Annotated in this window: 29 protein-coding genes; 14 read left to right on the top strand and 15 right to left on the bottom strand. The window is 62.1% G+C overall.

Features of this window, described 5'->3' with window-relative positions:
• Nucleotides 1-48: 48 nt before the first annotated feature.
• From BLR69_RS18125 to BLR69_RS18105, 5 genes are all read right to left on the bottom strand, one after another.
• Complete coding sequence (locus BLR69_RS18125) at nucleotides 49-747, bottom strand: OmpW/AlkL family protein (RefSeq protein ID WP_071493721.1); 699 nt, start codon at nucleotides 745-747, stop codon at nucleotides 49-51.
• Nucleotides 748-841: 94 nt separating this feature from the next.
• Nucleotides 842-1,354 carry a DUF3299 domain-containing protein gene (locus BLR69_RS18120; protein WP_071493720.1) on the bottom strand — a complete coding sequence of 171 codons (513 nt, stop codon included), beginning with the start codon at nucleotides 1,352-1,354 and terminating at the stop codon, nucleotides 842-844.
• Between the two features lie 11 nt (nucleotides 1,355-1,365).
• Nucleotides 1,366-2,631 carry an ABC transporter permease gene (locus BLR69_RS18115; protein WP_071493719.1) on the bottom strand — a complete coding sequence of 422 codons (1,266 nt, stop codon included), beginning with the start codon at nucleotides 2,629-2,631 and terminating at the stop codon, nucleotides 1,366-1,368.
• Between the two features lies 1 nt (nucleotide 2,632).
• On the bottom strand, nucleotides 2,633-3,343 hold the full coding sequence (locus tag BLR69_RS18110) for an ABC transporter ATP-binding protein (RefSeq protein ID WP_071493718.1): 711 nt from the start codon (nucleotides 3,341-3,343) through the stop codon (nucleotides 2,633-2,635).
• A gap of 6 nt (nucleotides 3,344-3,349) precedes the next feature.
• Nucleotides 3,350-3,940, bottom strand: coding sequence for a DUF2796 domain-containing protein (locus tag BLR69_RS18105; protein WP_071493717.1), 591 nt, complete (start codon nucleotides 3,938-3,940; stop codon nucleotides 3,350-3,352).
• A 130-nt stretch (nucleotides 3,941-4,070) separates the two neighbouring features.
• Between BLR69_RS18105 and BLR69_RS18100 the strand changes: the two genes are divergently transcribed.
• A complete protein-coding gene (locus BLR69_RS18100) occupies nucleotides 4,071-4,418 on the top strand; it encodes a hypothetical protein (protein WP_071493716.1) in 348 nt (115 codons plus the stop codon).
• Nucleotides 4,419-4,449: 31 nt separating this feature from the next.
• Here BLR69_RS18100 and trxA read toward each other — a convergent pair whose 3' ends face one another.
• From trxA to BLR69_RS18085, 3 genes are read right to left on the bottom strand one after another with little or no spacing between them, the layout of a single operon-like run.
• Nucleotides 4,450-5,322, bottom strand: a complete 873-nt coding sequence (trxA, locus tag BLR69_RS18095; RefSeq protein ID WP_071493715.1) for a thioredoxin — start codon at nucleotides 5,320-5,322, stop codon at nucleotides 4,450-4,452.
• A gap of 32 nt (nucleotides 5,323-5,354) precedes the next feature.
• Nucleotides 5,355-6,017 carry a class I SAM-dependent methyltransferase gene (locus BLR69_RS18090; RefSeq protein WP_071493714.1) on the bottom strand — a complete coding sequence of 221 codons (663 nt, stop codon included), beginning with the start codon at nucleotides 6,015-6,017 and terminating at the stop codon, nucleotides 5,355-5,357.
• Nucleotides 6,014-6,469 carry a YbaY family lipoprotein gene (locus tag BLR69_RS18085; RefSeq protein WP_071493713.1) on the bottom strand — a complete coding sequence of 152 codons (456 nt, stop codon included), beginning with the start codon at nucleotides 6,467-6,469 and terminating at the stop codon, nucleotides 6,014-6,016. Before BLR69_RS18085 ends, BLR69_RS18090 begins: the two co-directional genes overlap by 4 nt.
• Nucleotides 6,470-6,609: 140 nt before the next feature.
• Between BLR69_RS18085 and nrdR the strand changes: the two genes are divergently transcribed.
• The 11 genes from nrdR (at nucleotide 6,610) to BLR69_RS18030 (ending at nucleotide 14,901) form a co-directional block, all read left to right on the top strand.
• Nucleotides 6,610-7,074 carry a transcriptional regulator NrdR gene (gene nrdR, locus BLR69_RS18080; protein ID WP_010206843.1) on the top strand — a complete coding sequence of 155 codons (465 nt, stop codon included), beginning with the start codon at nucleotides 6,610-6,612 and terminating at the stop codon, nucleotides 7,072-7,074.
• Nucleotides 7,071-8,207: a bifunctional diaminohydroxyphosphoribosylaminopyrimidine deaminase/5-amino-6-(5-phosphoribosylamino)uracil reductase RibD gene (ribD, locus tag BLR69_RS18075; protein WP_071493712.1), complete on the top strand. Its 1,137-nt coding sequence runs from the start codon at nucleotides 7,071-7,073 to the stop codon at nucleotides 8,205-8,207. Before nrdR ends, ribD begins: the two co-directional genes overlap by 4 nt.
• 47 nt (nucleotides 8,208-8,254) lie before the next feature.
• Nucleotides 8,255-8,917 (top strand): riboflavin synthase, encoded by a 663-nt coding sequence (locus BLR69_RS18070; RefSeq protein ID WP_071493711.1) that lies wholly within the window; start codon nucleotides 8,255-8,257, stop codon nucleotides 8,915-8,917.
• Nucleotides 8,918-8,932: 15 nt separating this feature from the next.
• Entirely contained in the window at nucleotides 8,933-10,024 is a 1,092-nt protein-coding gene (ribBA, locus tag BLR69_RS18065; protein ID WP_071493710.1) for a bifunctional 3,4-dihydroxy-2-butanone-4-phosphate synthase/GTP cyclohydrolase II, read from the top strand.
• A 90-nt stretch (nucleotides 10,025-10,114) separates the two neighbouring features.
• A complete protein-coding gene (ribH, locus tag BLR69_RS18060) occupies nucleotides 10,115-10,591 on the top strand; it encodes a 6,7-dimethyl-8-ribityllumazine synthase (RefSeq protein ID WP_003176356.1) in 477 nt (158 codons plus the stop codon).
• On the top strand, nucleotides 10,588-11,088 hold the full coding sequence (gene nusB / locus BLR69_RS18055; protein ID WP_010206836.1) for a transcription antitermination factor NusB: 501 nt from the start codon (nucleotides 10,588-10,590) through the stop codon (nucleotides 11,086-11,088). The genes ribH and nusB overlap by 4 nt, the downstream gene beginning before the upstream one ends.
• Before the next feature lie 18 nt (nucleotides 11,089-11,106).
• Nucleotides 11,107-12,072: a thiamine-phosphate kinase gene (gene thiL / locus BLR69_RS18050; RefSeq protein WP_071493709.1), complete on the top strand. Its 966-nt coding sequence runs from the start codon at nucleotides 11,107-11,109 to the stop codon at nucleotides 12,070-12,072.
• A 66-nt stretch (nucleotides 12,073-12,138) separates the two neighbouring features.
• On the top strand, nucleotides 12,139-12,858 hold the full coding sequence (locus BLR69_RS18045; RefSeq protein WP_071493708.1) for a substrate-binding periplasmic protein: 720 nt from the start codon (nucleotides 12,139-12,141) through the stop codon (nucleotides 12,856-12,858).
• A 230-nt stretch (nucleotides 12,859-13,088) separates the two neighbouring features.
• The gene (gene ribA / locus BLR69_RS18040; protein WP_016978544.1) at nucleotides 13,089-13,706 is read left to right on the top strand and encodes a GTP cyclohydrolase II; all 618 of its coding nucleotides are present in this window, start codon (nucleotides 13,089-13,091) and stop codon (nucleotides 13,704-13,706) included.
• Nucleotides 13,703-14,122, top strand: a complete 420-nt coding sequence (locus BLR69_RS18035) for a nuclear FMR1 interacting 1 family protein (RefSeq protein WP_071493707.1) — start codon at nucleotides 13,703-13,705, stop codon at nucleotides 14,120-14,122. Before ribA ends, BLR69_RS18035 begins: the two co-directional genes overlap by 4 nt.
• Nucleotides 14,119-14,901: a cobalamin-binding protein gene (locus BLR69_RS18030; protein ID WP_071493706.1), complete on the top strand. Its 783-nt coding sequence runs from the start codon at nucleotides 14,119-14,121 to the stop codon at nucleotides 14,899-14,901. The genes BLR69_RS18035 and BLR69_RS18030 overlap by 4 nt, the downstream gene beginning before the upstream one ends.
• Here the strand turns inward: BLR69_RS18030 and BLR69_RS18025 are convergent.
• The 7 genes from BLR69_RS18025 to ycaC all read right to left on the bottom strand — a co-directional run bounded on the left by BLR69_RS18025 (nucleotide 14,898) and on the right by ycaC (nucleotide 21,979).
• Nucleotides 14,898-16,787 carry a TonB-dependent receptor domain-containing protein gene (locus tag BLR69_RS18025; protein WP_071493705.1) on the bottom strand — a complete coding sequence of 630 codons (1,890 nt, stop codon included), beginning with the start codon at nucleotides 16,785-16,787 and terminating at the stop codon, nucleotides 14,898-14,900. The genes BLR69_RS18030 and BLR69_RS18025 overlap by 4 nt on opposite strands.
• 141 nt (nucleotides 16,788-16,928) lie before the next feature.
• A complete protein-coding gene (dxs, locus tag BLR69_RS18020) occupies nucleotides 16,929-18,827 on the bottom strand; it encodes a 1-deoxy-D-xylulose-5-phosphate synthase (protein ID WP_071493704.1) in 1,899 nt (632 codons plus the stop codon).
• 110 nt (nucleotides 18,828-18,937) lie between these two features.
• On the bottom strand, nucleotides 18,938-19,825 hold the full coding sequence (ispA, locus tag BLR69_RS18015) for a (2E,6E)-farnesyl diphosphate synthase (RefSeq protein WP_071493703.1): 888 nt from the start codon (nucleotides 19,823-19,825) through the stop codon (nucleotides 18,938-18,940).
• Complete coding sequence (locus BLR69_RS18010; protein ID WP_003176346.1) at nucleotides 19,822-20,064, bottom strand: exodeoxyribonuclease VII small subunit; 243 nt, start codon at nucleotides 20,062-20,064, stop codon at nucleotides 19,822-19,824. The genes ispA and BLR69_RS18010 overlap by 4 nt, the downstream gene beginning before the upstream one ends.
• 124 nt (nucleotides 20,065-20,188) lie before the next feature.
• The gene (locus BLR69_RS18005; protein WP_071493702.1) at nucleotides 20,189-20,566 is read right to left on the bottom strand and encodes a MerR family transcriptional regulator; all 378 of its coding nucleotides are present in this window, start codon (nucleotides 20,564-20,566) and stop codon (nucleotides 20,189-20,191) included.
• Nucleotides 20,505-21,149, bottom strand: a complete 645-nt coding sequence (locus tag BLR69_RS18000; RefSeq protein ID WP_071493701.1) for an NAD(P)H-dependent oxidoreductase — start codon at nucleotides 21,147-21,149, stop codon at nucleotides 20,505-20,507. The genes BLR69_RS18005 and BLR69_RS18000 overlap by 62 nt, the downstream gene beginning before the upstream one ends.
• Before the next feature lie 197 nt (nucleotides 21,150-21,346).
• Nucleotides 21,347-21,979 carry an isochorismate family cysteine hydrolase YcaC gene (gene ycaC / locus BLR69_RS17995; protein ID WP_024077632.1) on the bottom strand — a complete coding sequence of 211 codons (633 nt, stop codon included), beginning with the start codon at nucleotides 21,977-21,979 and terminating at the stop codon, nucleotides 21,347-21,349.
• Between the two features lie 370 nt (nucleotides 21,980-22,349).
• Here ycaC and BLR69_RS17990 point away from each other — a divergent pair, with 370 nt between their 5' ends.
• Nucleotides 22,350-22,931 (top strand): YjfI family protein, encoded by a 582-nt coding sequence (locus BLR69_RS17990; protein ID WP_071493700.1) that lies wholly within the window; start codon nucleotides 22,350-22,352, stop codon nucleotides 22,929-22,931.
• A gap of 17 nt (nucleotides 22,932-22,948) precedes the next feature.
• Nucleotides 22,949-23,647 carry a PspA/IM30 family protein gene (locus BLR69_RS17985; RefSeq protein WP_071493699.1) on the top strand — a complete coding sequence of 233 codons (699 nt, stop codon included), beginning with the start codon at nucleotides 22,949-22,951 and terminating at the stop codon, nucleotides 23,645-23,647.
• The last annotated feature ends 42 nt before the right edge of the window (nucleotides 23,648-23,689 follow it).

Below are 23,689 nucleotides of genomic sequence, written 5' to 3'. Positions count from 1 at the left end.
GAGCAAGCCCGCTCCCACATTTGCTATGCGGTGTTTGTTGGATCTCAGTTAGAACTTGTAGCCGATACCCACCATGTAAACCATCGGGTCCACGTCAACGTTCACCTTGGCGCGAGTACCTTGGCCCAGGGCATTGTTGTCCACGGTGGCCTTGGTGCTGATGTCGATGTAGCGCGCCTGGGCGTTGATCATCCACTTGTCGTTGATCATATAGTCGGCGCCGATCTGTGCGGCCCAGCCCCAGGAGTTCTCAGCCTTGAAGTTGCTGAAGCCTGCGCCTTGGGCACGGCTGCCGACGTGCTCGTCGTAGATCCAGGTGTAGTTGATACCGGTGCCCACGTACGGCTGGAAGGCCGACTTGTTGTCCAGTGGGTAGTACACGACGCTCAGGGTCGGCGGCAGGTGTTTCAGGGTGCCGAGCTTGCCGTTGGCGGCGCCGAGGGCGGTGCCCTTGATCTTCACGTCATGCTCGAACGGCGTGGCGGCCAGCAGTTCGATACCGACGTGGTTGGTCAGCATGTACGCGAAGTTCAAGCCCAACTGAGTGTCGCTGCTCATGGTCGCCTTGCCGCCCAGGTTGGCACCGGCCAACGGGCCTTGGTCAACCTTGACGTGGCCGCTGTCGGCCTTCGGGTTCACGGTGATTGCACCGGCGCGAACCAGAATGTCGCCCGCTTCGTGAGCGTGTGCGACGGGGGCAACGAGGGCGAGCGCGAAGAGGGACGCGCCGAGCAGAGACTTGTTCATGGGAGCTCCAAAGGACGTTTAAAAGTTGTAGGTCCAATGGTAAAGATCGTTCCGTTCGGTCTTTTGACTCAGCTCAATGAAAGGGCGATAAGCGTTATTCGGGCAATTCGTACATGTAAATCTTCTCGGCCTCCATCTGGTAACCGGCATCGGCGAGCTCGCTGGTGGACGGTTTGACCTGCATTGCACCCTCGATCCAGTACGGCTGATACAGCTCATCGAGCTTCACGCCGATTTCGCTTTTGACATGCACGATCTGGTTCGACGGCGGCGGCGGCACATGGATGCATGCGCCGAAATACGGCACCAGCAAGAACTCGGTGGTGCGGCCGTTTTCACTGACTTCCAGTGGCACGATGTAGCCGGGCAAGCGAATGTGCTGGCCATCGAGCGCTGGCACCACCGGCGCGTTGGGCAGGTCCTGCTTGGCTGCGGGGGCCGATTCCAGGGCATCCGCCATGCTGGAGAGATTGTGCAGGGGTTGCATGTTCGGCACTTCCGGCGGGGCATCCGGCGGTATCAGCTCCGACCATGTCAGTTCTTTAGGCTCGGCTGCCCAGGCGGGCAGGGCAAGCAGCAGCAACAGTGCAAACAGGACGCGACGCATCAAGGCCTTCCTCATAAACGTATGGACAGGCCATCGGCCAGGGATTGCCGATAGGCGCGCCACGCGGGCACGCTGCCCATCAACAGCGCGGCGCCCAGGATACCGGCGAGCAGCGTCCATTCATATTCGCTCGGCCACGACATCGGCAGGTCCAGGCCGTAGTTGGCCTGCAGATACCCGCGTGAAGCGGCGATGCACACATACAACAACCCCACGCCGGCGATCACGCCGGACAACGCCAGGGCGAAGGCTTCGAAGACCAACAGCGTCGCGATATGCCAGGGCCGTGCACCCACCGAACGCAAGATCGCCATTTCGCGGCGGCGTTCGTTGAGGCTGGTGAGGATCGCCGTGAGCATGCCGATCAAGCCGGTGAGCACCACAAACAGCGAGATCACGAACAGCGCTTTTTCGGCGGTGCCCATCATGCTCCACAGCTCTTGCAGCGCCACGCCGGGCAGGATCGCCAGCATCGGCTCGCCACGAAATTCGTTGATCTCCCGTTGCAGGGCGAAGGTGGAGATCTTGTTGTTCAGGCCGAGCATGAACGCGGTGATGGCCTGCGGCGTGAGGTCCATGTTGCGCGCCTGGTCGGCGCTGATGCGGCCTTTGCCCTGGGCCGGCACGCCGTTGTGCCAGTCGATGTGGATCGCTTCCATGCCGCCGAGGCTGATGTGCAAGGTGCGGTCCACCGGGGTGCCGGTGCGCTTGAGAATGCCGACCACGGTGAACGGTTTGTCATCGTGCTTGACCAGGCTGACCACCGCTACGCCATGGGCCAGTACCAGTTTGTCGCCGAGTTTGTAGTGCAACGCGTCGGCGACTTCGGCGCCGAGTACCACTTCGAACGGGTCGGTGGCGAAGGCGCGACCGCTGGCCAGTTCGAGGTTCTGCTTGCGCCCGTATTGGTAGTGCTCGAAGTAGGATTCGTTGGTGCCCATCACGCGGTAGCCGCGGTGGGAGTCGCCGAGGGAAATCGGAATCGCCCATTTCACCTGGGGGCTGGCGGCGAAGTGTTCGAAGCTGTCCCAACGGATGTTGTTGGTGGCGTTGCCGATGCGGAACACCGAGTACAGCAGCAGGTTCACTGAACCGGAACGGGCGCCGACGATCAGGTCGGTGCCGCTGATGGTGCTGGCAAAGCTGTTGCGCGCTTCAACGCGCACGCGTTCCACCGCGAGTAGCAAGCAGACTGAAAGCGCGATGGCGAACGCGGTGAGAATCGCGGTAAAACGGCGGTTAGCCAGGCTGGCCATGGCTAGACGGAACAGATACATCTCAAACCTCTGCGGGCGTGGCGGCGCGATTGAGTTCGGCCAGCGACAGGTTGCGGTCGAACAGCGAGGCCAGACTCTGGTCGTGGCTGACAAACAACAGGCTGGCGCCCGCTTCGCGGCACTCGGCGAACAGCAGTTGCAGGAAAGCTTCGCGGGCGTCGTAGTCCAGGGCCGAGGTGGGTTCGTCGGCGATCACCAACTCCGGCTGACCGATCAGTGCGCGGGCGGCGGCGACGCGTTGTTGCTGGCCGATGGACAGCGAGTCGGCGCGGCGTTCCAGCAGGTCTTTGTCTTTCAAACCCAGGTGCGCGAGCAGGGCTGCGGCGGCCTGATCAACGCTGCCATGGCGCTGCTTGGCGCGCTGCGCTCGCAGTTTGGAAAAGTGGCAAGGCAACTCGACGTTCTCGCGCACCGACAGGAACGGCAGCAGGTTGAACTGCTGGAAGATATAGCCGGTGTGGTCGACGCGAAAACGGTCGCGGGCGCCGGCCGAGAGTTCGGTCAGCTCCTGGCCGAGCAGGCGGATGCTGCCCTGGCTGGGTTTCTGCACGCCGCCGAGCAAGCCGAGCAGGGTGGTTTTGCCACTGCCGCTCGGGCCCTTGAGAAACAAGGTTTCCCCCGCTTCCAGGCGGAACGCGGGGATATCCAGCAACTGTGGATGACCGGGCCAGTTGAAGCCTAGGTCGGACAGTTCGATCAATGCGTGGGTCATGTGAACTCAGAACTTCAGAGTGGCTGCTGTGGCCGTCGCTTCCACACCTTGTTGGCCGCTCGGGCCGATCAGTTGTACCTGAATTTTCTGGGTGGCGGGGAAGGTCTTGAATACCTGGGTCAGGTCCAGGTTGCTCAGCGCTGTCGGCGTGGCGCAGGTGAACTGGTAGTGGGCGTGAATTTCGCTGTGGTCGTGATGATGCTCGTGGGCGCCGTCTTTGGCGTCATCATCGTCGTCGTCATGGTCGGCTTCGGGCTTATCGCCGAACAGCGGGCTGTTGAGTTCCTGGCTGCTGACCACACAACCGGCGGCCTTGGGCAGGTTGAACAGGACGACTGGGTTTTCCAGCTGTTTGCGTGCAGCGGCGACCTTGGCTTTGTCCGCCGGGGTGGTGGCCAGGTGTTCAAAACCCACCAGGTTCATCGCCGGGCTGTCCAGTTCAAGCTCCAGGGCCTGGCCGTCGAGTACCGCGTTGAGGCGGCCGACGCCATGCTCGTGGGCGCCAAGGCTGCCGTGTTCATGGTCGTGATCATCATGGGCATGGGCAACCGCCAATGGCAGCAGGGCGAACGGCAAAGCAAGCAACAGACGGCGCATGGGAAGACTCCAGAACATGAAAGTTGTGTTATGTGATCTTATAACAATAGCGTCAGAGTTTGACCGCCCGCTTGGCGTTGCGCAAGCCGCATGGGAGCATGCCCGTCAGAAAAGTGCAGGAGTAAGGACGATGTTGCGAATTCGTGGAACCGTCGGCGACCTGCCGGTGGACTTGACCCTGGAGCTGGATGACGGCGACTGGGCACGGCTGGGCGCGCAATTGCAGGCGACGCCTGTCCCCGCTGCAGCGCCAGTGGAACCGGTCAAGCAGAATGACGACCTGTGGCAGAACGCCCAGGACCTGTTGCGCAAGGCCGGGCAGCTCAGCGGCCTGGAATTGCTCGATCAGTTGGAAGGATTGGCCGGCGATGCGGTGTCAGGCAAGCGCCTGCTGGTGCGCTTGCGCCATAGCGCCCATGTCAAGGTCAGCAGCGGCGGGGATACGCCCCTTTATACCTGGACCCACACCCCCTTGTAGGAGCGAGCAAGCTCGCTCCTACAGTGGAGGGTTAATACAACGCGGCAAACAACTTGCGGCGGTACACGCTCACCAGCGGGTGATCATTGCCCAGCAGTTCGAACACCTGCAGCAAAGTCTTGTGCGGCAGACCTTCGCTGTAGCTGCGGTTGCGGATGAACAACTTGAGCAAACCTTCCAGCGCCGCGTCGTACTGCTGGCGCGCCAATTGCTGGATCGTCAACTGGTAGGCCGCTTCATCGTCCTGCGGATTTTGCGCCAGGCGGCTTTTCAGGTCGGCGGCGTCGGGCAGGTCGGCCGCCTGGCGCAGGAAGGTGATCTGCGCCTTGGCCCCGGCGAGAGCGGCCTTGTGGTCGTCGCTTTTCACCGCGTCCAGCACAGTCTGGGCTTCGCCCAATTCACCACGCTCGGCCAGGCAGCGTGCGTAGAGGATCAACGCGGCAGCGTTGGTGTTGTCTTCGCCCAACAGCGCGACCAGCACCGCTTCGGCGTCGCTGATGCGACCTTCGGCAAACAGTGCTTGAGCCTGTTCCAGCGGATCGGCTGCAGCCGGCGGTGGCATCTGCACATGCGGTTCCAGCATCGCCCGCACCGCCGACTCCGGCTGCGCCCCGGCAAACCCGTCCACCGGCTGGCCATCCTTGAATAGCACCACCGTCGGCAGGCTGCGAATACCAAAACGCGCAACGATATCCTGCTCGGCCTCGCAGTCGACCTTGGCCAGCAGCAACTCACCCTGATAACTCTCGGCAATCTGCGCCAGCAGCGGCATCAACGCCTTGCACGGCGCGCACCACTCGGCCCAGAAGTCCACCAGTACAAGTTTTTCAAAGGAGTTCTGGATCACCGCCTGGTCAAAATTGGCGGTAGTGACGTCGAAGATGTACGGCGTGGGCTGACTCATGGGGCGTCTCGAATAAAGCGGGAATGGGGCAACTATAAGGGCTGGCGCCGCGAATGGTACAGGCTCACCTTGCGAAACTCCCAAGGCTCCGCCAGGTCGGGCAATGTCAGCGCATCAAGGATCTCCAGCCTTTGATAATCCGGGTGCTGAAAATCTCTTACTCGCGAATCCGCCACCAGCGTTTCGCGGCCACGGGTCAGGAACTGATCCAGCAGCGGAAGGTTCGCGCGGTCGTAGAGCACGTCGGCCACCAGGATCAGGTCGAAGCGATCGGCTTCGGCAAAAAAGTCTGCGGAGTAACCCAGTTCCACACCGTTGAGCTCGGCATTCGCCCGGCAGGCCGCCAGCGCCAGCGGGTCGAGGTCGCAGGCCACCACTTCCAGGGCGCCCGCTTTGACGGCCGCAATCCCGGCCACGCCGGAGCCGGCGCCAAAGTCCAGTACGCGCTTGCCTGCAACCCACTCCGGGTTCGCCGCCAGGTAGCGCGCCAACGCCAGGCCACTGGCCCAGCAAAAACTCCAGTAGGGCGGTTCATGCAGGATGCGCCGGGTTTCCTCGGGGCTGAAGGCGCGGTCCATGTTGTCCGCATCCAGCAACCACAACGACAACTCGGTGCCCTGCAGTGGGCAGGGCACCAAGTGTGCGTCGCCGATCAGTTCGCTCAGGGCGGCTTGCAGGCCCAGCGGTGGCGTCATGGGGCCTTGATGAGTTGCAGGGGGCCGGTGGTCTGGGTGATCGCCTGGGTGATGCGCACGGCGGGCAAGTGCAGGATCAACTGGCCGGACTGGCTGGCGCGACCGCGCAACTCAACCCGCGCACCGACCGGGAACGCCTCGGGGTTGAAGCGCAGGCGAAAGGCCAACGGTTGACCATTGCCGGTCAACACGCTGCTGGCCAGCAATTGCTGCGGGCGCGAACGGTCGTCGATCACCAGCAGCGCCATCTCGACTTCGGCACCGGCCGGAATGTTGCTCAGGCTGCCGCTGATTTCCCGCTGATAGGCGGGCAGGGGGCCGAGGTCTTCAATACCGGGGACTTTTTTCTCTTGCGCGGGCGTCGGTTGAGGCGTGGTCGGTTTGGGGGCTTCGCTGCTGCAGGCGACCAGGAAACTGAACAGGGTGATCAAAACAAGTGGTCGTAACTGCATGTACGGCTCCAGAAAGGACAAAATCCGTGGCTTAAAAAATATGAAACATAATAGTCAGCCTATATACCGTAAAGGCTATGGCTTGTCTTGCCACGGGGATGCGCTACCATGGCCCTCCCTTTATTTGTTGCCTGCCCACCATGCACTGTCCCTTCTGCGGTGCCAACGACACCAAGGTCATTGACTCGCGTCTGGTCGCCGAGGGCGATCAAGTGCGTCGCCGGCGCGAATGCCTGGCCTGCGGTGAACGTTTCACCACCTTCGAAACCGCCGAACTGGTGTTGCCGCGCCTGATCAAATCCGACGGCAGTCGCCAACCCTTCGACGAAGAAAAACTGCGCGCTGGTATGCAGCGTGCCCTGGAAAAACGCCCGGTGAGTGTCGAGCGGCTGGAGGCGGCGCTGGTGCATATCAAGCACAAGCTGCGTGCCACCGGCGAGCGCGAGGTCAAGAGCCTGGTGGTGGGAGAGTTGGTGATGGGCGAGCTGCAAAAGCTCGACGAAGTCGCCTACATCCGTTTCGCCTCGGTGTATCGACGCTTCCAGGACCTCAATGAGTTCCGCGAAGAAATCGACCGCCTGGCCCGGGAGCCTGCCAAAGAATGAACCCACCGTCTGCCGAACAAGCGGTGCTCGACGCCCATTACATGGCCCGCGCCCTGGAACTCGCGCGCAAGGGTTTGTACACCACCCATCCCAATCCGCGTGTGGGCTGCGTGATTGTGCGCGATGGGCAGATTGTCGGCGAAGGCTGGCACGAGCGCACCGGCGAACCCCATGCCGAACCCAACGCCCTGCGTGCCGCCGGTGACAAGGCCCGTGGCGCCACGGTGTACGTGACCCTCGAACCCTGCAGCCACCATGGGCGCACGCCGCCGTGCGCGGACGCGTTGGTAACGGCCGGTGTCGCACGTGTGGTGGCCGGCATGCAGGACCCGAACCCCGAAGTGGCCGGGCGCGGCATGCAGCGTTTGGCGCAGGCCGGGATCGAGGTCCTCAGTGGCGTTCTGGAAGCCCAGGCCCGCGCGTTGAATCCGGGGTTTCTCAAGCGCATGGAACACGGCCTGCCCTTCGTGCGGGTCAAGCTGGCGATGAGCCTGGACGGTCGCACTGCCATGGCCAGCGGCGAAAGCCAATGGATCACCGGCCCTGCTGCCCGCGCCGCTGTGCAGCGCCTGCGTGCCGAGGCCAGTGTGGTGCTGACCGGCGCCGATACGGTGCTGGCCGACGGCGCCCGCCTGACCGTGCGCGCCGCCGAACTCGGTCTGGACGAAGCCACCACGGCGCTCGCCATGTCGCGTCCGCCGTTGCGCGTGCTGATCGATGGCCGTTTGCGCGTGCCGCTCAATGCCCCGTTCTTCAAGGCCGGGCCGGCGTTGGTAATCACCTGTGTGACCCCGGAGAACCAGTTCCCCCGTGGCCCCGAGTGCCTGGTGGTGCCGGGCGTCGATGGCCAGGTTGATCTGCGTTCGGCGTTGGTCGCCTTGGCCGCCCGTGGCGTCAACGAAGTGTTGGTAGAGGCTGGCCCAAGCCTGGCGGGGGCATTTGCCCAGCAAGGCCTGGTGGATGAGTACGTGATATTCATCGCCGGCAAGTTCCTCGGTTCCGCCGCCCGGCCTTTGCTGGACTGGCCGCTTGAGAAACTGGCCGACGCCCCCCAACTCAAGATCACTGAAATGCGTGCTGTAGGCGACGACTGGCGAGTCACTGCCATCCCGCTTCCACCCGCGAGCGTATAATTCTGACCGGGCGCTCAAGTGCCCGTCCCGTTCTCCAGGAGAAGGCCATGTTCACCGGCATTATCGAATCCATCGGCAGCATCCGCGCCATGACTCCCAAGGGCGGCGACGTGCGCCTGCTGGTTGAAACCGGCAAGTTGGACCTGGGCGACGTCAAGCTGGGCGACAGCATCGCCGTCAGCGGCGTGTGCCTCACCGTCATCGAACTGCCGGGCAACGGCTTTGCCGCCGACGTCAGCCGGGAAACCCTGGACTGCACCGCGATGAACGACCTCAAGGCCGGCAGCCCAGTGAACCTGGAAAAGGCCCTGACCCCGACCACCCGCCTCGGCGGTCACCTGGTCAGCGGCCACGTCGACGGCGTCGGCGAAGTGGTATCGCGCAGCGAAAACGCGCGTGCGGTGGAATTCCGCATCCGCGCGCCCAAAGAGCTGGCCAAGTACATCGCCCACAAAGGCTCGATCACCGTCGATGGCACCAGCCTCACCGTGAACGCCGTGAACGGCGCCGAATTTGAACTGACCATCATTCCCCACACCCTCAGCGAAACCATCATGGCGTCTTACCAGCCGGGTCGCCGGGTGAACCTGGAAGTGGACTTGCTTGCCCGTTACCTGGAGCGCCTGTTGCTGGGCGAAAAGGCCGCAGAGCCTGTAACCGGGAACATCACCGAAAGTTTTCTGGCCGCTAACGGCTACCTGAAATCCTGACCAAGGGGGTGCCGCGTGGCGCTCAATAGCATCGAAGAACTGGTTGAAGACATCCGCCAAGGCAAGATGGTCATCCTGATGGATGACGAAGACCGCGAGAACGAAGGCGACATCATCATGGCCGCCGAGGCCTGCAAGCCTGAGCACATCAACTTCATGGCCAAGCACGCCCGTGGGCTGATCTGCATGCCCATGAGCCGTGAGCGCTGCGAGTTGCTCAAGCTGCCATTGATGGCGCCGCGCAATGGCTCGGGTTTTGGCACCAAGTTCACCGTATCGATTGAAGCCACTACCGGCGTCACCACCGGGATTTCCGCCGCCGACCGCGCCCGTACGGTACAAGCCGCCGCCGCGAAAGATGCCAAGGCCGAAGACATCGTGAGCCCTGGCCACATCTTCCCGCTGATGGCCCAACCGGGCGGCACCCTGGCCCGTGCCGGCCACACCGAGGCCGCCTGCGACCTGGCGCGCATGGCCGGTTTCGAGCCGAGCGGCGTGATCTGCGAAGTGATGAACGACGACGGCACCATGGCCCGTCGCACCGAACTCGAAGCCTTTGCCGCCGAACACAACCTCAAGATCGGCACCATTGCCGACCTGATTCACTACCGCATGATCCACGAACGTACCGTTCAGCGGATTGCCGAGCAGCCGCTGGACAGTGAACTGGGCCAATTCAATTTGGTGACCTACCGTGATTCGGTGGAAGGCGATGTGCACATGGCCCTGACCCTGGGCAACATCTGCGCCGAAGAGCCGACCCTGGTGCGGGTGCACAACATGGACCCATTGCGCGACCTGCTGATGGTCAAGCAGCCGGGCCGTTGGAGCCTGCGCGCCGCCATGGCTGCGGTCTCCGAGGCAGGCAGCGGTGTGGTGCTGTTGCTCGGCCATCCGTTGGATGGCGATGTGCTGCTGGCGCATATCCGCGAAACGGCGGACCACGCGCCGGTGAAAAAACCGACCACCTACAGCATCGTCGGTGCCGGTTCGCAGATCCTGCGTGACCTGGGCGTGCGCAAAATGCGCCTGATGAGCGCACCGATGAAATTTAATGCGATATCCGGTTTCGACCTGGAAGTAGTAGAATACGTGCCCTCCGAATAAAGGCCGGCGATTTTCGCCCCTTGTTCGCGGTTCAAATATCACTAAGGGACGCGTCATACACGCGTCCCGGCTCTTTAAGAGATTTGTCGAATGACCCTGAAGACCATCGAAGGTACCTTCATCGCCCCCAAAGGCCGCTATGCCCTGGTGGTTGGCCGCTTCAACAGCTTCGTGGTTGAAAGCCTGGTAAGCGGTGCCGTTGACGCCCTGGTTCGCCACGGCGTTAGCGAAAGCGACATCACCATCATCCGTGCCCCTGGCGCCTTCGAAATTCCACTGGTTGCGCAAAAAGTTGCTCAACAGGGTGAATACGCGGCGATCATCGCCCTGGGCGCGGTCATTCGTGGCGGCACGCCGCACTTCGAATACGTGGCTGGCGAATGCACCAAGGGCCTGGCCCAGGTGTCCATGGAGTTCGGCGTACCGGTTGCGTTCGGCGTGCTGACCGTGGATTCCATCGAACAAGCCATCGAGCGTTCCGGCACCAAGGCCGGCAACAAAGGCGCTGAAGCTGCCCTGTCCGCCCTGGAAATGGTCAGCCTGCTGTCGCAGTTGGAGGCCAAGTGATTTCCGACGAGAGCGACAACTTCAACCCGCGCGAGCCACGTCCAGCCGATGCTGGCAAACCGTCCAAGAACGAGAAGCGTCGCGCTGCTCGTCAGTTGGCGACCCAGGCGCTTTATCAGCGTCACCTGGCGGGCGCGTCGTTGAACGAGATCGAAGCACAGTTTCGCGTCGACAACGATTTCACTTTCGCCGACCTGCCGTACTTCCACGACATCCTGCACGGTGTACATGCCCATCTGACCGAGATCGATACAGCCCTGGCGCCTTGCCTGGACCTGACCATCGAAGAGCTGGACCCGGTTGAGCTGTGCGTGATGCGCCTGTCGGCCTGGGAGCTGCTGTATCGCGTCGACGTGCCATACCGCGTGGTGATCAACGAAGGCATCGAACTGGCGAAAGTCTACGGTTCGACCGACGGCCACAAGTTCGTCAACGGCGTGCTCGACAAGCTGGCCCCGCGCCTGCGTGAAGCCGAAGTGAAGGCGTACAAGCGCTGAATCGCGCTTGAAACCTGAATGGGCGAGTTTGAGCTGATCCGCAACTACTTCGCCGCCGCGCCCTGTGCGCAGGGCGGTGAAGGCATTGCGTTGGGGATCGGCGATGACTGCGCCTTGCTGGCGCTTCCCGCTGGGGAGCAGTTGGCGATCTCCACCGATACTCTGGTGGCCGGGGTGCATTTTGCCGACCCCTGCGACCCCTTCCTGCTTGGCCAGCGCTCGTTGGCCGTGGCGGTGAGCGACCTGGCGGCCATGGGCGCCAACCCCCTCGCATTTACCCTTGCCTTGACCACGCCGACCGTCGATGCCGATTGGCTGCAACGCTATGCCCAAGGGTTGAACCTTATGGCGCAACGCTGCGGTGTGGGCCTGGTGGGCGGCGATACCACCCGTGGCCCCCTGAGCTTGACCCTGACCGTGTTCGGTCGTGTGCCGGCCGGGCAAGCCTTGACCCGCAGCGGTGCGCAGCCGGGTGACCTGCTGTGTGTCGGCGGCGAGCTGGGCAATGCCGCCGGTGCCTTGCCACTGGTATTGGGCCAGCGCAGCGCCGACACAGCCATCGCCGAGCCGTTGCTTGCCCACTACTGGTCGCCGCAGCCGCAGTTGGCCCTGGGGCTGGTGCTGCGTGGCAAGGCTACGTCTGCGATGGATATTTCCGACGGACTCCTGGCCGATTGCGGGCATATCGCGATGGCGTCAAAGGTCAGCCTGTTGATCGAGCGCGAGCGCTTGCCACTGTCCCAGGCGCTGCTGGCGTTTGTCGGCGCTGATGAGGCGCGCGTGGCAGCCCTGAGTGGGGGGGATGACTACGTGCTGGCGTTCACACTGCCATCCGCCGAACTGGCGCCGTTGCTGGCCGATGGTTGGCCGATCCATGTGATCGGCCGGGTCGAGGCAGGGCAGGGCGTTACGTTGCTCGATGGCAACGGGCAGGACATCACGCCGGCCATCCGTGGTTATCAGCATTTTCGCGAGACGCCCTGAATCGGCGACCTGCGCTACCCTCTATAGCGTTATCAAGGATGCAAGGCCCTGTAGGAGGTCGTCACCATGGATGTGCGCCGCTGGCTGCTGATACTGCTGTGTGCCTTTACGGCCGTGGTCCAGGCGCAGGACGTGCCTGGCAAGATCATGCTGGCCAGTGAGGAATGGAACGACTACACCAACAAAGACGGCACGGGCCTGGCCTGGGATGTGTTGCGTCAGGTCTTCGAGCCCACCGGCATCAAATTGCAGACCCGCTCCGTGCCTTACACCCGTTCGGTCGGCCTGGCCCAACGCGGCGAGGTGGATGGCTGGGTCGGTTCCTACCGCGATGAAGCCGAAGGCGTGTTGTACCCCCACTGGAACTTTGACTCCGACCATATCTACGCCCTCGGGCTGGCCAGTACGCCGGCGCCAACCGTGGTCACGCTGGGCAACTTCCGCCTGGCCTGGGTGCGCGGCTACAAGTATGAGGAGTACTTGCCCAATGTGCGCCGTTTCAACCAGGTCGAGCGCCGCGACGGCATTTTGCCGATGCTGCAACACGGCCGTGCGGACTTCTACATTGATGCGTTGACCGAGGCGAAATACGTGCTCAATCAGGCGGATGATCGCTCAAAGTTCGCCTTGACCCATATCGCTGAACTCCCGCTCTACATCGGGTTTGCCGACAACGATCGAGGGCGTAGCCTCATGGCCGTATTCGACGAACGCATGGCGGCCCTGGTGAAAAGCGGCGAGTTGAAGCCGATATTCGAGCGCTGGAAACAACCCTATCCGTTCTAGATTCCTGTAGGAGCGAGCTTGCTCGCGAAAAATATTAACGATAACGCTGGCAGTCTGGGTGAACGCGGCGCTTGCGGATTTTTCGCGAGCAAGCTCGCTCCTACACATAGAACCAAGATGAAGGCCAATCGAACCTATTGATCTTTATCAGCGATAATTCAGCTTAAGCGTCTGTAGGAACCTGCTGTTACAATGGCCGCCTTTGTAAAAACTGAAATCAGGAGCACACGGTGCCCGTCGTTTTCGTCGCCGCTTCCAAGCTGCCTACCCCTTTTGCCACGTTCACCATGAACGGCTTCCTCGAAGAAGCCACCGGGCGCGAGCATGTCGTGCTCAGCCTGGGCGATATCGCCGATGGTGCGCCGGTGCTTGGCCGGGTGCACTCCGAATGCCTGACTGGTGATGCGTTGTTCAGCCAGCGTTGCGACTGCGGTTCGCAACTGGAAGCCGCCATGCGCGCGATCGCCCGTGAGGGGCGTGGTGTGCTGCTTTACCTGCGCCAGGAAGGCCGTGGTATTGGCCTGATGAACAAGATCCGCGCCTACGAGCTGCAAGATGGCGGCGCCGATACTGTCGAGGCCAACGAGCGCCTGGGCTTTGCCGCCGACCAGCGTGACTACGCGATCTGCCTGCCGATGCTCGAGCACCTGGGCGTCAAATCCCTGCGTTTGATGACCAACAACCCGCGCAAGGTCAAGGCCTTGACCGAGATGGGCATCACCGTGGCCGAGCGTGTGCCGCTGCACACCGGGCACAACCCGCACAACAAACTCTACCTGGCCACCAAGGCCAGCAAGCTCGACCACATGATGGGCAACGAGCACCAGGGCGAGGTCGACCGCGCGTGACCCGAGGCCAGGTGAAACGGCGACTGTCCTTCAATTGGTGGCAGTACCTGGCCCTGGCGCTGCTCCCCCTGTTTGTACTCAACCTGGTGTTCGGCCAGGCCGAATCCCTGCTGCCGGTGCTGGCCATGCCGTTCTTCATTGCCGGCGTGGCCTCGATGTTCCTCAGCCTGCGCTACTTCAACGGCTATAAACACGCGTTGATCGCCACCTCCAAAGCCCTCGATACCCCCGAAGAACCGGCTGCCTGGATCACCCTGGCGGCCCGTCGGCGTACGGCGTTGCTGGTTGCCGCCGTACCGGCCTGGATCGGCGCGTTGTCGGTCTTCGTCGGGTTGGAAGCGGTGCCGCTGTTCCTGTTGGCGCTGTCCACCGTGGTGCTGTTCTACCTCTACCGCATTCCCCGCCAACTGGGATGATTCGTCACTGGCTGGCAGTGTTGCTGGTATTCAGTGCCCAGGCGCTGGCGGCCGAGCGTGTGGTGAGCCTGGCGCCGTCCCTCTCTGAAATCGTGGTCGAACTGGGCGCAGCCGATGTGCTGGTCGGCGTGCTCGACGGCGGCGAACGCCCGGCAGCGTTGGTGCAAGTGCCATCAGTGGGGCAATACGGTCAGTTGGACATGGAGCGCCTGCTCAGCCTCAAGCCCGACCTGATCCTCCTCTGGCCCGGCAGCGTCGGCCCGGCCCAGCGTGAGCAACTGCAGCGGCTGAATATCCCGGTGTACGTCGCCGAACCCCATAGCCTTGAACAGCTCACCACCCAGGTCCAGGCCATTGCCGAGCAATTGGGCCGCGCTGACGCGGGTCGACGGTTGGCCGCGCAGTTGCGCCAACGCCTGGCCGAGCTGCGTCAGCGCTATCAGCGCGCCGAGCCATTGCGCGTGTTTTACCAGGTATGGAATCAGCCGCTGTACACCGTGGGTGGCGGGCAGATCATCAGCGATGCGTTAAGGGTGTGCGGCGCGCGCAATGTGTTTGATGATCTCAAGCTGCCGGCGCCGCAGGTGAGCATCGAGTCGGTGTTGCAGCGTGATCCGCAGATGATTCTGGTGGGCGACCAGGCGCAGAAGGACGCCTGGAAGGTCTGGCCGACGATGGTTGAGCGGGTGCGGCTGGTGCCGGATAAAGGCCTGGAGCGGCCCAGCGGGCAGATGCTGGAAGCCGTGGCCCGATTGTGTGAAGTGATCGTGCCCGGCTAGAGGTCCGGCGTCCAGGTCACGCCAAGCATCAGCGCCCGGCCTTCTTCCCGGTAGCCATATTGCTGGCCCTGGTACTGATACAGTGCCCGGCTGTAGGCCTTGTCCAGCAGGTTATCGAGCTTCATGCTCAGCGTGACTTCACGGTTCAGCGTCCAACTGGCGCGCAGCCCGAGCAATCCATAGCCAGCCAACGGTTGCTGGTTCTTCGCGTCGTCGTAGCTGCTGCTGACCGCTTGCCAGCTGGCGCCGACGCCGAATTGGTCGAATTGGCGATCCAGGTCCAGGCTCACGGTGCGCCTGGCGCGACGTGCCAGCGTACGCCCGGAATCGCGGTCTCGTGGATCAATCAGTGCCAGCCCCAGGCTGCCTTGCCAGCCGAACAGCTCTTGCTTGAGCGCGGCTTCGAAGCCGTTGATGCGCGCTGAGCTGACGTTTTGCGGGCCATCGCTGTCGAACACGATCGCATCCTGGATGTCGGTGCGGTACAGCGAAGCTTCCAGACGGCTGGTGTCGCTGAGTTGGCTACGCCATTGCACTTCGTAGCTTTTCGAGGTTTCGGGCTTCAGGTTCGGGTTGCTGTTCTTGAAGCCGTACTCGTCCGGGTAATACAGGTCATTGAACGTCGGGGCACGGAAGCCCTCGCTGTAGCTCAACAGCAGGTCATTGTCCGGGTTGACCGGCAACGTCAGGGTGCCGCTCCAGCTGTTATGCCCGCCAAACTGCTGGTTCTGGTCACGCCGCAGGCCCAGCTCGGTGGAAAACCATTCGCCATGGAAGCGGTGCTGCACAAAGGCCGCACGGTTCCAGCGGCTGTTTTCGGTGAGGGTGGTGGAGCCGTGAAAGCGGTCTTCGTACCAGTCACCGCCGAGAATCAGGCTGTTCTGCTCGTTCAGCGTCAGGTCGTTCTGCCAGTTGACCGAGTCGCGGTAAGTGTTGAACACGCTGAAGTCATCGCTGAGGGTGTCGCGCTTGGTGTCGCGGTTCTCGCTATGACCCAGTTCCAGGCGCGATTGCCAGCGCTCGTTGAGCGTGGCGTCGATATAGCCGCTGGCGCTGCTCACGGTGTAATCGGTGTAGGGTTTTTGCCCCACTGTTTGCCCGGTGGCGAGGTCGTAGCGGCCGAAGCTGTTGTCGTATTCCGACTTGCCCCGGTTATCCAACAGGTTGAACCCCACCTCCAGCGCATCGCTGAACGAATGGCTGAGGTTCAGGCTGAGGGACTGGTTGCGGTAGGCATCATGGTCGCCATCGCTGGGGAACGAGGTGTGCGTTGAGTTGATACCGGCGGTTTCATCCAGGCTCGCGCCAAGGTTGAAACGCGTGTGCTCATCGCCGCCGGAGAGGCCGAGGCTGCGCTCCCAGGTCTTATTACTGCCAAACCCGAGCTTCAGACGTGGTTGCAGGCCCTGCCCGGCATTGCGCCGGGTGAACACCTGGATCACCCCGCCAATCGCATCGCTGCCGTAGATCACCGAACGTGAGCCGCGCAGTACTTCGACCCGCTCGATCTGGTCGACGTTCAGATATTGCAGGCCGCTGTCGCCGGAGGTGGTATTGGCGATGCGCTGGCCGTCCACCAACACCAGGCTTTGTGCGGATTTGGTGCCACGGATATAAATCCCCGGCAGGCTGCCGCGACCACCGGTAGGCGCTACCTGCACGCCGGGTACGCGGCTGAGCAGGTCGGTGAGGCTGGTGGGTTGCAGGCGATCGATGTCGTCGCGGGTGAACACGCTGTTGGCGGCGCTGCTGTCGTTGCGCGCCTGGACCTGGCGGTTGGCGCTGATGACCACGTTGGGGAGCTTCAGCGCGTCGTCGCGGGTGTCGGCGAATAGTTCGGGGGAGGTCAGGAGTAACAGGGGCAGGGTGAGGCGAAGGCGATTCATGAGCTGTCCATGGCATTTGAAGGTGGCACAAATCAAATGTGGGAGGGGGCTTGCCCCCGATGGCGTCGTGTCAGTCAGCAAAGTCTTTGACTGAAGCACCGCTATCGGGGGCAAGCCCCCTCCCACATGTTGATCCGGTTTCTACAGGCCCAGCAGTGCCATGCGCTCGCGCACCGAAGCTTCGATACCGGCCTCGTCCAACCCACACTCCGCCAGCATCTGCGCCGGTTTGGCATGTTCGACGTACGCATCCGGCAAGCCCAGGTGCAGCACCGACTTGAGGATATTCTCCCGCGCCAGGAACTCGCTGACCGCCGCACCAGCGCCGCCCATGATGGCGTTTTCTTCGACGGTCACCAGCAGCTCATGGTTGCCGGCAATTTCGCGCACCAGGGCTTCATCCAGGGGTTTGACGAAGCGCATGTCGACCACAGTGGCGTCGACCTTCTCGGCGACTTTGAGTGCTTCGGCCAATTGCACGCCGAACACCAGGAAGGCGGCCTTGCTGCCTTGGCGACGCACGATGCCCTTGCCGATCTCGATAGGCTCAAGGTCCTTTTCGATCACTGCATTCGGGCCATTGCCGCGCGGGTAGCGCACGGCGGCCGGGCCGTTGTACAGGTGGCCGGTGCTGAGCATCTTGCGCAGTTCGTTTTCGTCGCTCGGTGTCATCACCAACATGCCGGGGATGCAGCGCAAGTAGGACAGGTCGAAGCTGCCGGCGTGGGTCGGGCCGTCTTCGCCCACCAGGCCGGCGCGGTCGATGGCGAACAGTACGTCGAGGTTCTGCACCGCCACGTCATGCACCAATTGGTCGTAACCGCGTTGCAGGAAGGTGGAGTAGATCGCCACCACTGGCTTGGCGCCTTCACAGGCCATGCCGGCGGCAAACGTGACCGCGTGCTGCTCGGCAATCGCCACATCGAAATAGCGCAGCGGGAAACGCTCGCTGAACGCCACCAGGTCGGAGCCTTCCTTCATCGCCGGGGTAATGCCCACCAGGCGCGGGTCGGCGGCGGCCATGTCGCACAGCCATTCGCCGAACACACCGGAGTACTTCGGCCCGCTGGCTTTTTTCGGCGCGGCGGCGGGGGCGTCCAGGGGTTCCAGCTTGGTGATGGCGTGGTAGCCGATCGGGTCGACTTCCGCCGGGGCGAAGCCTTTGCCTTTCTTGGTGACGATATGCAGGAACTGCGGGCCCTTGAGGTCACGCATGTTGCGCAGCGTGGCGATCAGGGTCGGCAGGTCGTGGCCGTCGATGGGACCGATGTAGTTCCAGCCCAGTTCTTCGAACAGCGTGCCGGGCACCAGCATGCCCTTGGCATATTCTTCGGTACGCCGGGCAATTTCCCACGCGCCGGGCAGACGCGAGAGCACCTTCTTGCTGCCTTCACGCATGCTGGCGTAGGTGCGGCTGGAGAGGATCTTGGCCAGGTAGTTGGACAGGCCGCCGACGTTGCGCGAGATCGACATGTCGTTGTCGTTGAGGATCACCAGCATGTTGGCGTCCACTTCCGGCGCATGGTTGAGCGCTTCGAAGGCCATGCCGGCGGTCAGCGCGCCATCACCGATCACGGCAATTGCCTTGCGGTCGCTGCGTTGCAGGCGGGCGGCAATCGCCATGCCCAGCGCGGCGCTGATGGAGGTGCTGGAGTGGCCGACGCCAAAGGTGTCGTACTCGCTCTCGGCGCGGCGCGGAAAGGCGGCGATGCCGTCCTTCTGGCGCAGGGTGCCCATCTGTTCGCGGCGGCCGGTGAGGATTTTATGCGGATACGCCTGATGGCCCACATCCCACACCAGCCGGTCGTCCGGGGTGTCGAACACGTAATGCAGGGCGATGGTCAGCTCGATGACGCCCAGGCCGGCACCAAAATGCCCACCGGTCTGGCCGACCGTGTAGAGCAATTCCAGGCGCAACTCATCGGCCAGGGTTTCCAGCTCGGCTTCACCGAGTCGACGCAGGCCGGCCGGCGTGACAGCACGGTCGAGCAGGGGCGTGGACGGGCGCTTGCGGGGAATCTCTTGAAACGTCGTGGGCATCAGGCGAATCGTTATAGGTATAGAAGAGGCGGCAGTTTACCTCAAGCATCGCAAACTGCCCACGCAGAGCGCCGAACTTGGCCGATATGCGGCCCTAAAGGCCGCCGTTATCAGTGCCGACGTTCGACGATATACCGCGCCAAGTCACGCAGTGGCTCGGCCGCCGCGTCGAAAGGTCGCAGGGCATCCAGGGCCTGGTCGCGCAGTTCCAGGGCATAGGCCTTGGCGGCTTCCAGCCCGAGCAGCGCAGGATAAGTCGGTTTGTCCCGAGCGATATCGGCGCCTTGGCGTTTGCCCAGGGTGGCGGTGTCACTTTCTACGTCGAGAATGTCGTCCTGCACCTGGAACGCCAGGCCGATGGCCAGTGAGTAGGTCTTCAGTGCGGCCAACTGAGCGGCGTCGGCCCGCCCGCTGGCAAGTGCTCCCAGGTGTACGGCGGCTTCGATCAGGGCACCGGTCTTGTGGCGGTGCATGTATTCCAGCGCCTGTTGATCAAGCTTCTGGCCGACCGAGCCGAGGTCGATGGCCTGGCCGCCGACCATGCCGGCCGGGCCTGCCGCCACGGCCAGGGCGGTGACCATGCGCAAACGGATCTCGGCATTCACGCTGCTCAATGCCGGGTCCAGCAGTGCGCTGAACGCCAGGCTTTGCAGGCCGTCACCGGCGAGGATTGCGCAGGCTTCATCGAAGGCTTTGTGGGTGGTGGGCTGGCCGCGACGCAGATCGTCGTCGTCCATCGCCGGCAAATCGTCATGCACCAGGGAGTAGGCGTGGATCAACTCCACCGCACAGGCCGCGCCGTTGGCCTGTTCGGCGCTTGCGCCCAAGGCTTCGCAGGCAGCGTAGGCCAGCAACGGACGCACGCGCTTGCCACCATTCATCACGCTGTAGCGCATGGCTTCATAAAGACGCTTGAGTTCGGGACTTGGCGCAACAAACAAGGGTTCCAACGCCGCATTGACCCGGGCTTGGCTACTGGCCTGATACGCGTCGATCATTCGGGCTGTTCCGCATCGAAAGGTTCTTCGGCCAACTCCCCGTCACGTTCCAGCAACACCTGCACCTTCTGCTCCGCCTGCGCCAGGGCGCTTTGGCAGTCACGGGTCAGGCCGATGCCTTGCTCAAACGCCGTCAGCGAGTCTTCCAGCGACAACTCGCCGTTCTCCAGCCGCTCGACCAGGGTTTGCAGGTCGGCGAGGGATTGTTCGAAATCGAGTGCAACTTTTTTGCGGGCCATGGCGGCTATTCCGGTAGACGGTAAACCGGCGCGACACTAGCAGACATGGGGACTCTGGGCAAATGAGCGGGGAGGATGCTCAGGGCTATGAGCCGAATAAGCGGTCTATTCGGCTCATCGCCGGTCAGGAACTTTGCGCCATTGAGGAACACTGTCCTTGTGCTGTTTTTAGCTGTGTTTCAAAAGCCTGCAATCCCACATGCATTTCCTGCAACCTGGCAATTTTCAGGACTAGTTCCTGTTTTTTGCCCGCGATGGCCTGATCCGCCCGATCCCAAGGCAATTCACCACCTGCATGGCCTTGAAGGATTTCCTGCAACTCCTTGAGCTTGAACCCCAACTGCTGTGCGCACTTGATGAACATCAGCAACTCCACGCTCTGCTCCGAATAGACCCGGTACTGGCCTTGGCGCTGCGGCGCGGGCAGAAGCCCGATCGCTTCATAATGACGAATCGCCTTGATGGTCGTGCCGGACAACTGCGCGGCTTTGCCGATGTACATGAAAACTCCCTTTTCCGATTAAAGCGCCGGCCTGTTCCAGCCACCGGTCCCGCTGCGCGGCAGTAGAGCCCAACACCGGCCCCAACAGCAACGTCTTGGTCGTCTCGACCCCACACAGGCCCAGCGCGGTCTTGCGCATCTGGTGGATGCCGGGCATGCGGTAGAACCAGCGGTAATACCACGGCGGCGTGTCCAGGGTCGCCAACAGGTGAGCGGTCCGGCCACTCAGGAGTTTGTCGGGAAACGCCTTGCCTGTTTGGTACTTGAAGGCAAAACCGGGTAGGAAAACGCGGTCGATAAAGCCCTTCATCAAGGCAGGGATGCCGCCCCACCAGATTGGGAAAACGAATGTCAGGTGGGTGGCCCAGAGGATGTCGGATTGGGCACTGAGCAAGTCGGGTTCCAGCGGTTGGATCTGGCTGTAGCCATGGTGCAGGACGGGGTCGAAAGCCAGGTCGCCCAAGCGCAGGACACGCACTTCATGGCCTGCGGTTTTTGCAGCGTGGGTGTAGGTGTCGGCCAGGGCAGAGCAAAAGCTGTTTGCGGATGGATGGCCGAGAATAATCAGGATGTGCGTTGGCATGGGTGAGGTCCTGAACAGGGCGTTTCAGGGTAGGGGTTGCCGTATAGGGGAGAGTCAACAAATGTTGGTCGGGGTACCGTTTTAAGAGTCAACCTTTTCAAGGCCTTCAGGTAGAACTGGCGGTAAGTAACCTGTGGCCTGCGCACAGCAACAAAAGCCTGCTTTTCAGAGCAGGCTTATGGCGAGGTTCAGTTGATTTACTTCTGATGAGCCGTCAGCGCCGCATAACCATTCATCAAATTGCGATAGTTAGGAATGCGCTGGGACAACAGGTTCCCCAGGCCTTCGATATCGTTGCGCCAGTCGCGGTGCAGCTCACAGGCCACCGAGAACCAGTTCATCATCTGTGCTCCGGCCTGGGTCATCCGGCTCCACGCCGCTTGTTGCACCGTGGTGTTGAACGTGCCCGAGGCATCGGTCACCACGAACACATCAAACCCTTCCGCCAGCGCCGACAAGGTCGGGAACGCTACGCACACATCGGTGACCACACCGGCAATGATGATCTGCTTGCGGCCGGTGGCCTTGATTGCCTTGACGAAGTCTTCGTTGTCCCACGCATTGATCTGGCCAGGGCGGGCGATGTACGGCGCGTCCGGGAACATCTCTTTCAGCTCCGGCACCAGCGGGCCGTTGGGGCCTTGTTCGAAGCTGGTGGTGAGGATGGTCGGCAGGTTGAAGAACTTGGCCAGGTCAGCCAGGGCGAGCACGTTGTTCTTGAACTCGTTGGGCGAGAAGTCCTGCACCAGGGAGATCAGGCCGGTCTGGTGGTCGACCAGCAGGACTACGGCGTCGTCTTTGTTGAGGCGGTTGTAGGTTGCAGTGCTCATGGTTGAATCCTTTTTTGTTTGGGTTGGTTGGGCGTTGCGTTCAACATGGGCACAGATTAATGGGTGGGCTGCGGGGGATAAATCGGCTGGGATAGGTAATACCGTCAACTCAAAGGAGACAATTGTCTCTTGAGCAAGAAGCCGGGTCCTTTTTGTGACAGGAAAATGTAAGGAAAAAAATCTCACGCGTGAGCTATTGAGAAGCGCGAAAATAGCCTGTAGATTTTCTCACGCGTGAGTTTTTCACAACGAGGTCAGCACCATGAAAAGCAGCTCTCCATCGAGCCCGCCAACAGGGCCCGATACCGATTCAGCCAGCCTTCAGGGAGAGCGCTTGAAGCCGTCCGCGAAAAAACCATCGAGCTTTTACATGAAGCAGATGCGCGCGGGCCTGGCGGCCGCCGGCTATGTGAAACACGAGACTTGGGTGCTTCCCGAAAACCGAAGCCTGCTCAAGCAGATGGAGAAACAGCTTCGCCAGCCGATCCTGGCTGGCTCATTCATGTCGGAGAATTTCATGAGCGCAGGTAACAACTGGAATATCGACCGCCTCTTCACGGCGCTTCAGGCTTTGGACGAAGTGGTCTCCAACGACATTACGCTTTCTCTGGTTCAAGGTTCCGAGTCGAGCATCAAGCTGGAGATGAACGACTTCGGCGGCTTGCCGATTTACATCGCGGTAGTGGGCGAGCAGATCATCGTCGACACGGTGCTGGTCGATGTGGAGTCCATCAACGATGTCGCGAAATTCAATGACGCGGTGTTGCGCAGCCGGGAAATGTTCCCGCTGTCCTCCATCGGTATCGAGTCCATGCCGAACGGGCAGGTGGTCTACAACATGTTCGGCGCATTGAGCTCCGACTCCAGCCTGACCAACATCGTGACCGAGGTGAAAACCCTGGTCGACAACGTGCAACGCGCCAGCGAAGCCTTTGAACGTTTCTTCAATTAAGCATTCGGGAGTATCCAATGACTCAATCCATCTGGAGCAAACTGTTCACCGCGCTGCGTGGCGGTGCCAGCGAAGTCGGCGAATCAATCGTCGACCAGCAGGCCCTGCGCATTCTCGATCAGGAAATTCGCGATGCAGACACCGCGCTGGCCAATGCCAAGCGTGAGCTGGTCAGCATCATGGCCAAGCACAAGCTGGCGACGGATCGCGTCGGCGAGTACGACGCCAAGATCAAGGACCTGGAGTCCAAGGCGATGGCCGCCCTGCAGGCCAATCGTGAAGACCTCGCCCTGGAAGTGGCCGAAGCCATTTCGACCCTGACCAGCGAGCGGGACGCCGAGCACAAGCAGGCCACCGAGTTCGGCGCCTACGCGGACAGCATGCGCAAGGACATCACCAAGGCCGAAAGCCGCATCAAAAGCCTGCGCCAGCAAGTGGACATGGCCAAGGCGCGTGAAAGCGTGCAGAAGGCTCAGGTCAGCGCCTCCATCGCCAGCGGTGGGGCCAACGGCAAGCTGGAGACCGCCGTCGGTACGCTGAATCGTCTGCAGGCCAAGCAGCAGCAACGTGCCGCTGAACTGCAAGCCCAGGACGAACTGGCCGAAGCGTCGACCGGTACCGACCTGGAACGCAAGCTGCGCGAAGCCGGCATCACGCCGAACGAAGGCAGCGCCAATGCGATTCTGGAACGGCTGAAGCAAAAGTCGGCCGAGTAAGTAACGGCGGTGCAGGAAGGGCAGTGTCTGCCCTTCTTCTTA

This window comes from Pseudomonas azotoformans (genome assembly GCF_900103345.1).
Classification (GTDB): Bacteria; Pseudomonadota; Gammaproteobacteria; order Pseudomonadales; family Pseudomonadaceae; genus Aquipseudomonas; species Aquipseudomonas azotoformans.
This window is presented reverse-complemented; position numbering and strand designations above follow the sequence as displayed.

Coding starts and splice junctions, on each gene's coding strand:
- BLR69_RS18125 (WP_071493721.1), bottom strand. CDS start 747: ATGAACAAGTCTCTGCTCGGCGCGTCCCTCTTCGCGCTCGCCCTCGTT.
- BLR69_RS18120 (WP_071493720.1), bottom strand. CDS start 1,354: ATGCGTCGCGTCCTGTTTGCACTGTTGCTGCTGCTTGCCCTGCCCGCC.
- BLR69_RS18115 (WP_071493719.1), bottom strand. CDS start 2,631: ATGTATCTGTTCCGTCTAGCCATGGCCAGCCTGGCTAACCGCCGTTTT.
- BLR69_RS18110 (WP_071493718.1), bottom strand. CDS start 3,343: ATGACCCACGCATTGATCGAACTGTCCGACCTAGGCTTCAACTGGCCC.
- BLR69_RS18105 (WP_071493717.1), bottom strand. CDS start 3,940: ATGCGCCGTCTGTTGCTTGCTTTGCCGTTCGCCCTGCTGCCATTGGCG.
- BLR69_RS18100 (WP_071493716.1), top strand. CDS start 4,071: ATGTTGCGAATTCGTGGAACCGTCGGCGACCTGCCGGTGGACTTGACC.
- trxA (WP_071493715.1), bottom strand. CDS start 5,322: ATGAGTCAGCCCACGCCGTACATCTTCGACGTCACTACCGCCAATTTT.
- BLR69_RS18090 (WP_071493714.1), bottom strand. CDS start 6,017: ATGACGCCACCGCTGGGCCTGCAAGCCGCCCTGAGCGAACTGATCGGC.
- BLR69_RS18085 (WP_071493713.1), bottom strand. CDS start 6,469: ATGCAGTTACGACCACTTGTTTTGATCACCCTGTTCAGTTTCCTGGTC.
- nrdR (WP_010206843.1), top strand. CDS start 6,610: ATGCACTGTCCCTTCTGCGGTGCCAACGACACCAAGGTCATTGACTCG.
- ribD (WP_071493712.1), top strand. CDS start 7,071: ATGAACCCACCGTCTGCCGAACAAGCGGTGCTCGACGCCCATTACATG.
- BLR69_RS18070 (WP_071493711.1), top strand. CDS start 8,255: ATGTTCACCGGCATTATCGAATCCATCGGCAGCATCCGCGCCATGACT.
- ribH (WP_003176356.1), top strand. CDS start 10,115: ATGACCCTGAAGACCATCGAAGGTACCTTCATCGCCCCCAAAGGCCGC.
- thiL (WP_071493709.1), top strand. CDS start 11,107: ATGGGCGAGTTTGAGCTGATCCGCAACTACTTCGCCGCCGCGCCCTGT.
- BLR69_RS18045 (WP_071493708.1), top strand. CDS start 12,139: ATGGATGTGCGCCGCTGGCTGCTGATACTGCTGTGTGCCTTTACGGCC.
- BLR69_RS18030 (WP_071493706.1), top strand. CDS start 14,119: ATGATTCGTCACTGGCTGGCAGTGTTGCTGGTATTCAGTGCCCAGGCG.
- BLR69_RS18025 (WP_071493705.1), bottom strand. CDS start 16,787: ATGAATCGCCTTCGCCTCACCCTGCCCCTGTTACTCCTGACCTCCCCC.
- dxs (WP_071493704.1), bottom strand. CDS start 18,827: ATGCCCACGACGTTTCAAGAGATTCCCCGCAAGCGCCCGTCCACGCCC.
- ispA (WP_071493703.1), bottom strand. CDS start 19,825: ATGATCGACGCGTATCAGGCCAGTAGCCAAGCCCGGGTCAATGCGGCG.
- BLR69_RS18010 (WP_003176346.1), bottom strand. CDS start 20,064: ATGGCCCGCAAAAAAGTTGCACTCGATTTCGAACAATCCCTCGCCGAC.
- BLR69_RS18005 (WP_071493702.1), bottom strand. CDS start 20,566: ATGTACATCGGCAAAGCCGCGCAGTTGTCCGGCACGACCATCAAGGCG.
- BLR69_RS18000 (WP_071493701.1), bottom strand. CDS start 21,149: ATGCCAACGCACATCCTGATTATTCTCGGCCATCCATCCGCAAACAGC.
- ycaC (WP_024077632.1), bottom strand. CDS start 21,979: ATGAGCACTGCAACCTACAACCGCCTCAACAAAGACGACGCCGTAGTC.
- BLR69_RS17990 (WP_071493700.1), top strand. CDS start 22,350: ATGAAGCAGATGCGCGCGGGCCTGGCGGCCGCCGGCTATGTGAAACAC.
- BLR69_RS17985 (WP_071493699.1), top strand. CDS start 22,949: ATGACTCAATCCATCTGGAGCAAACTGTTCACCGCGCTGCGTGGCGGT.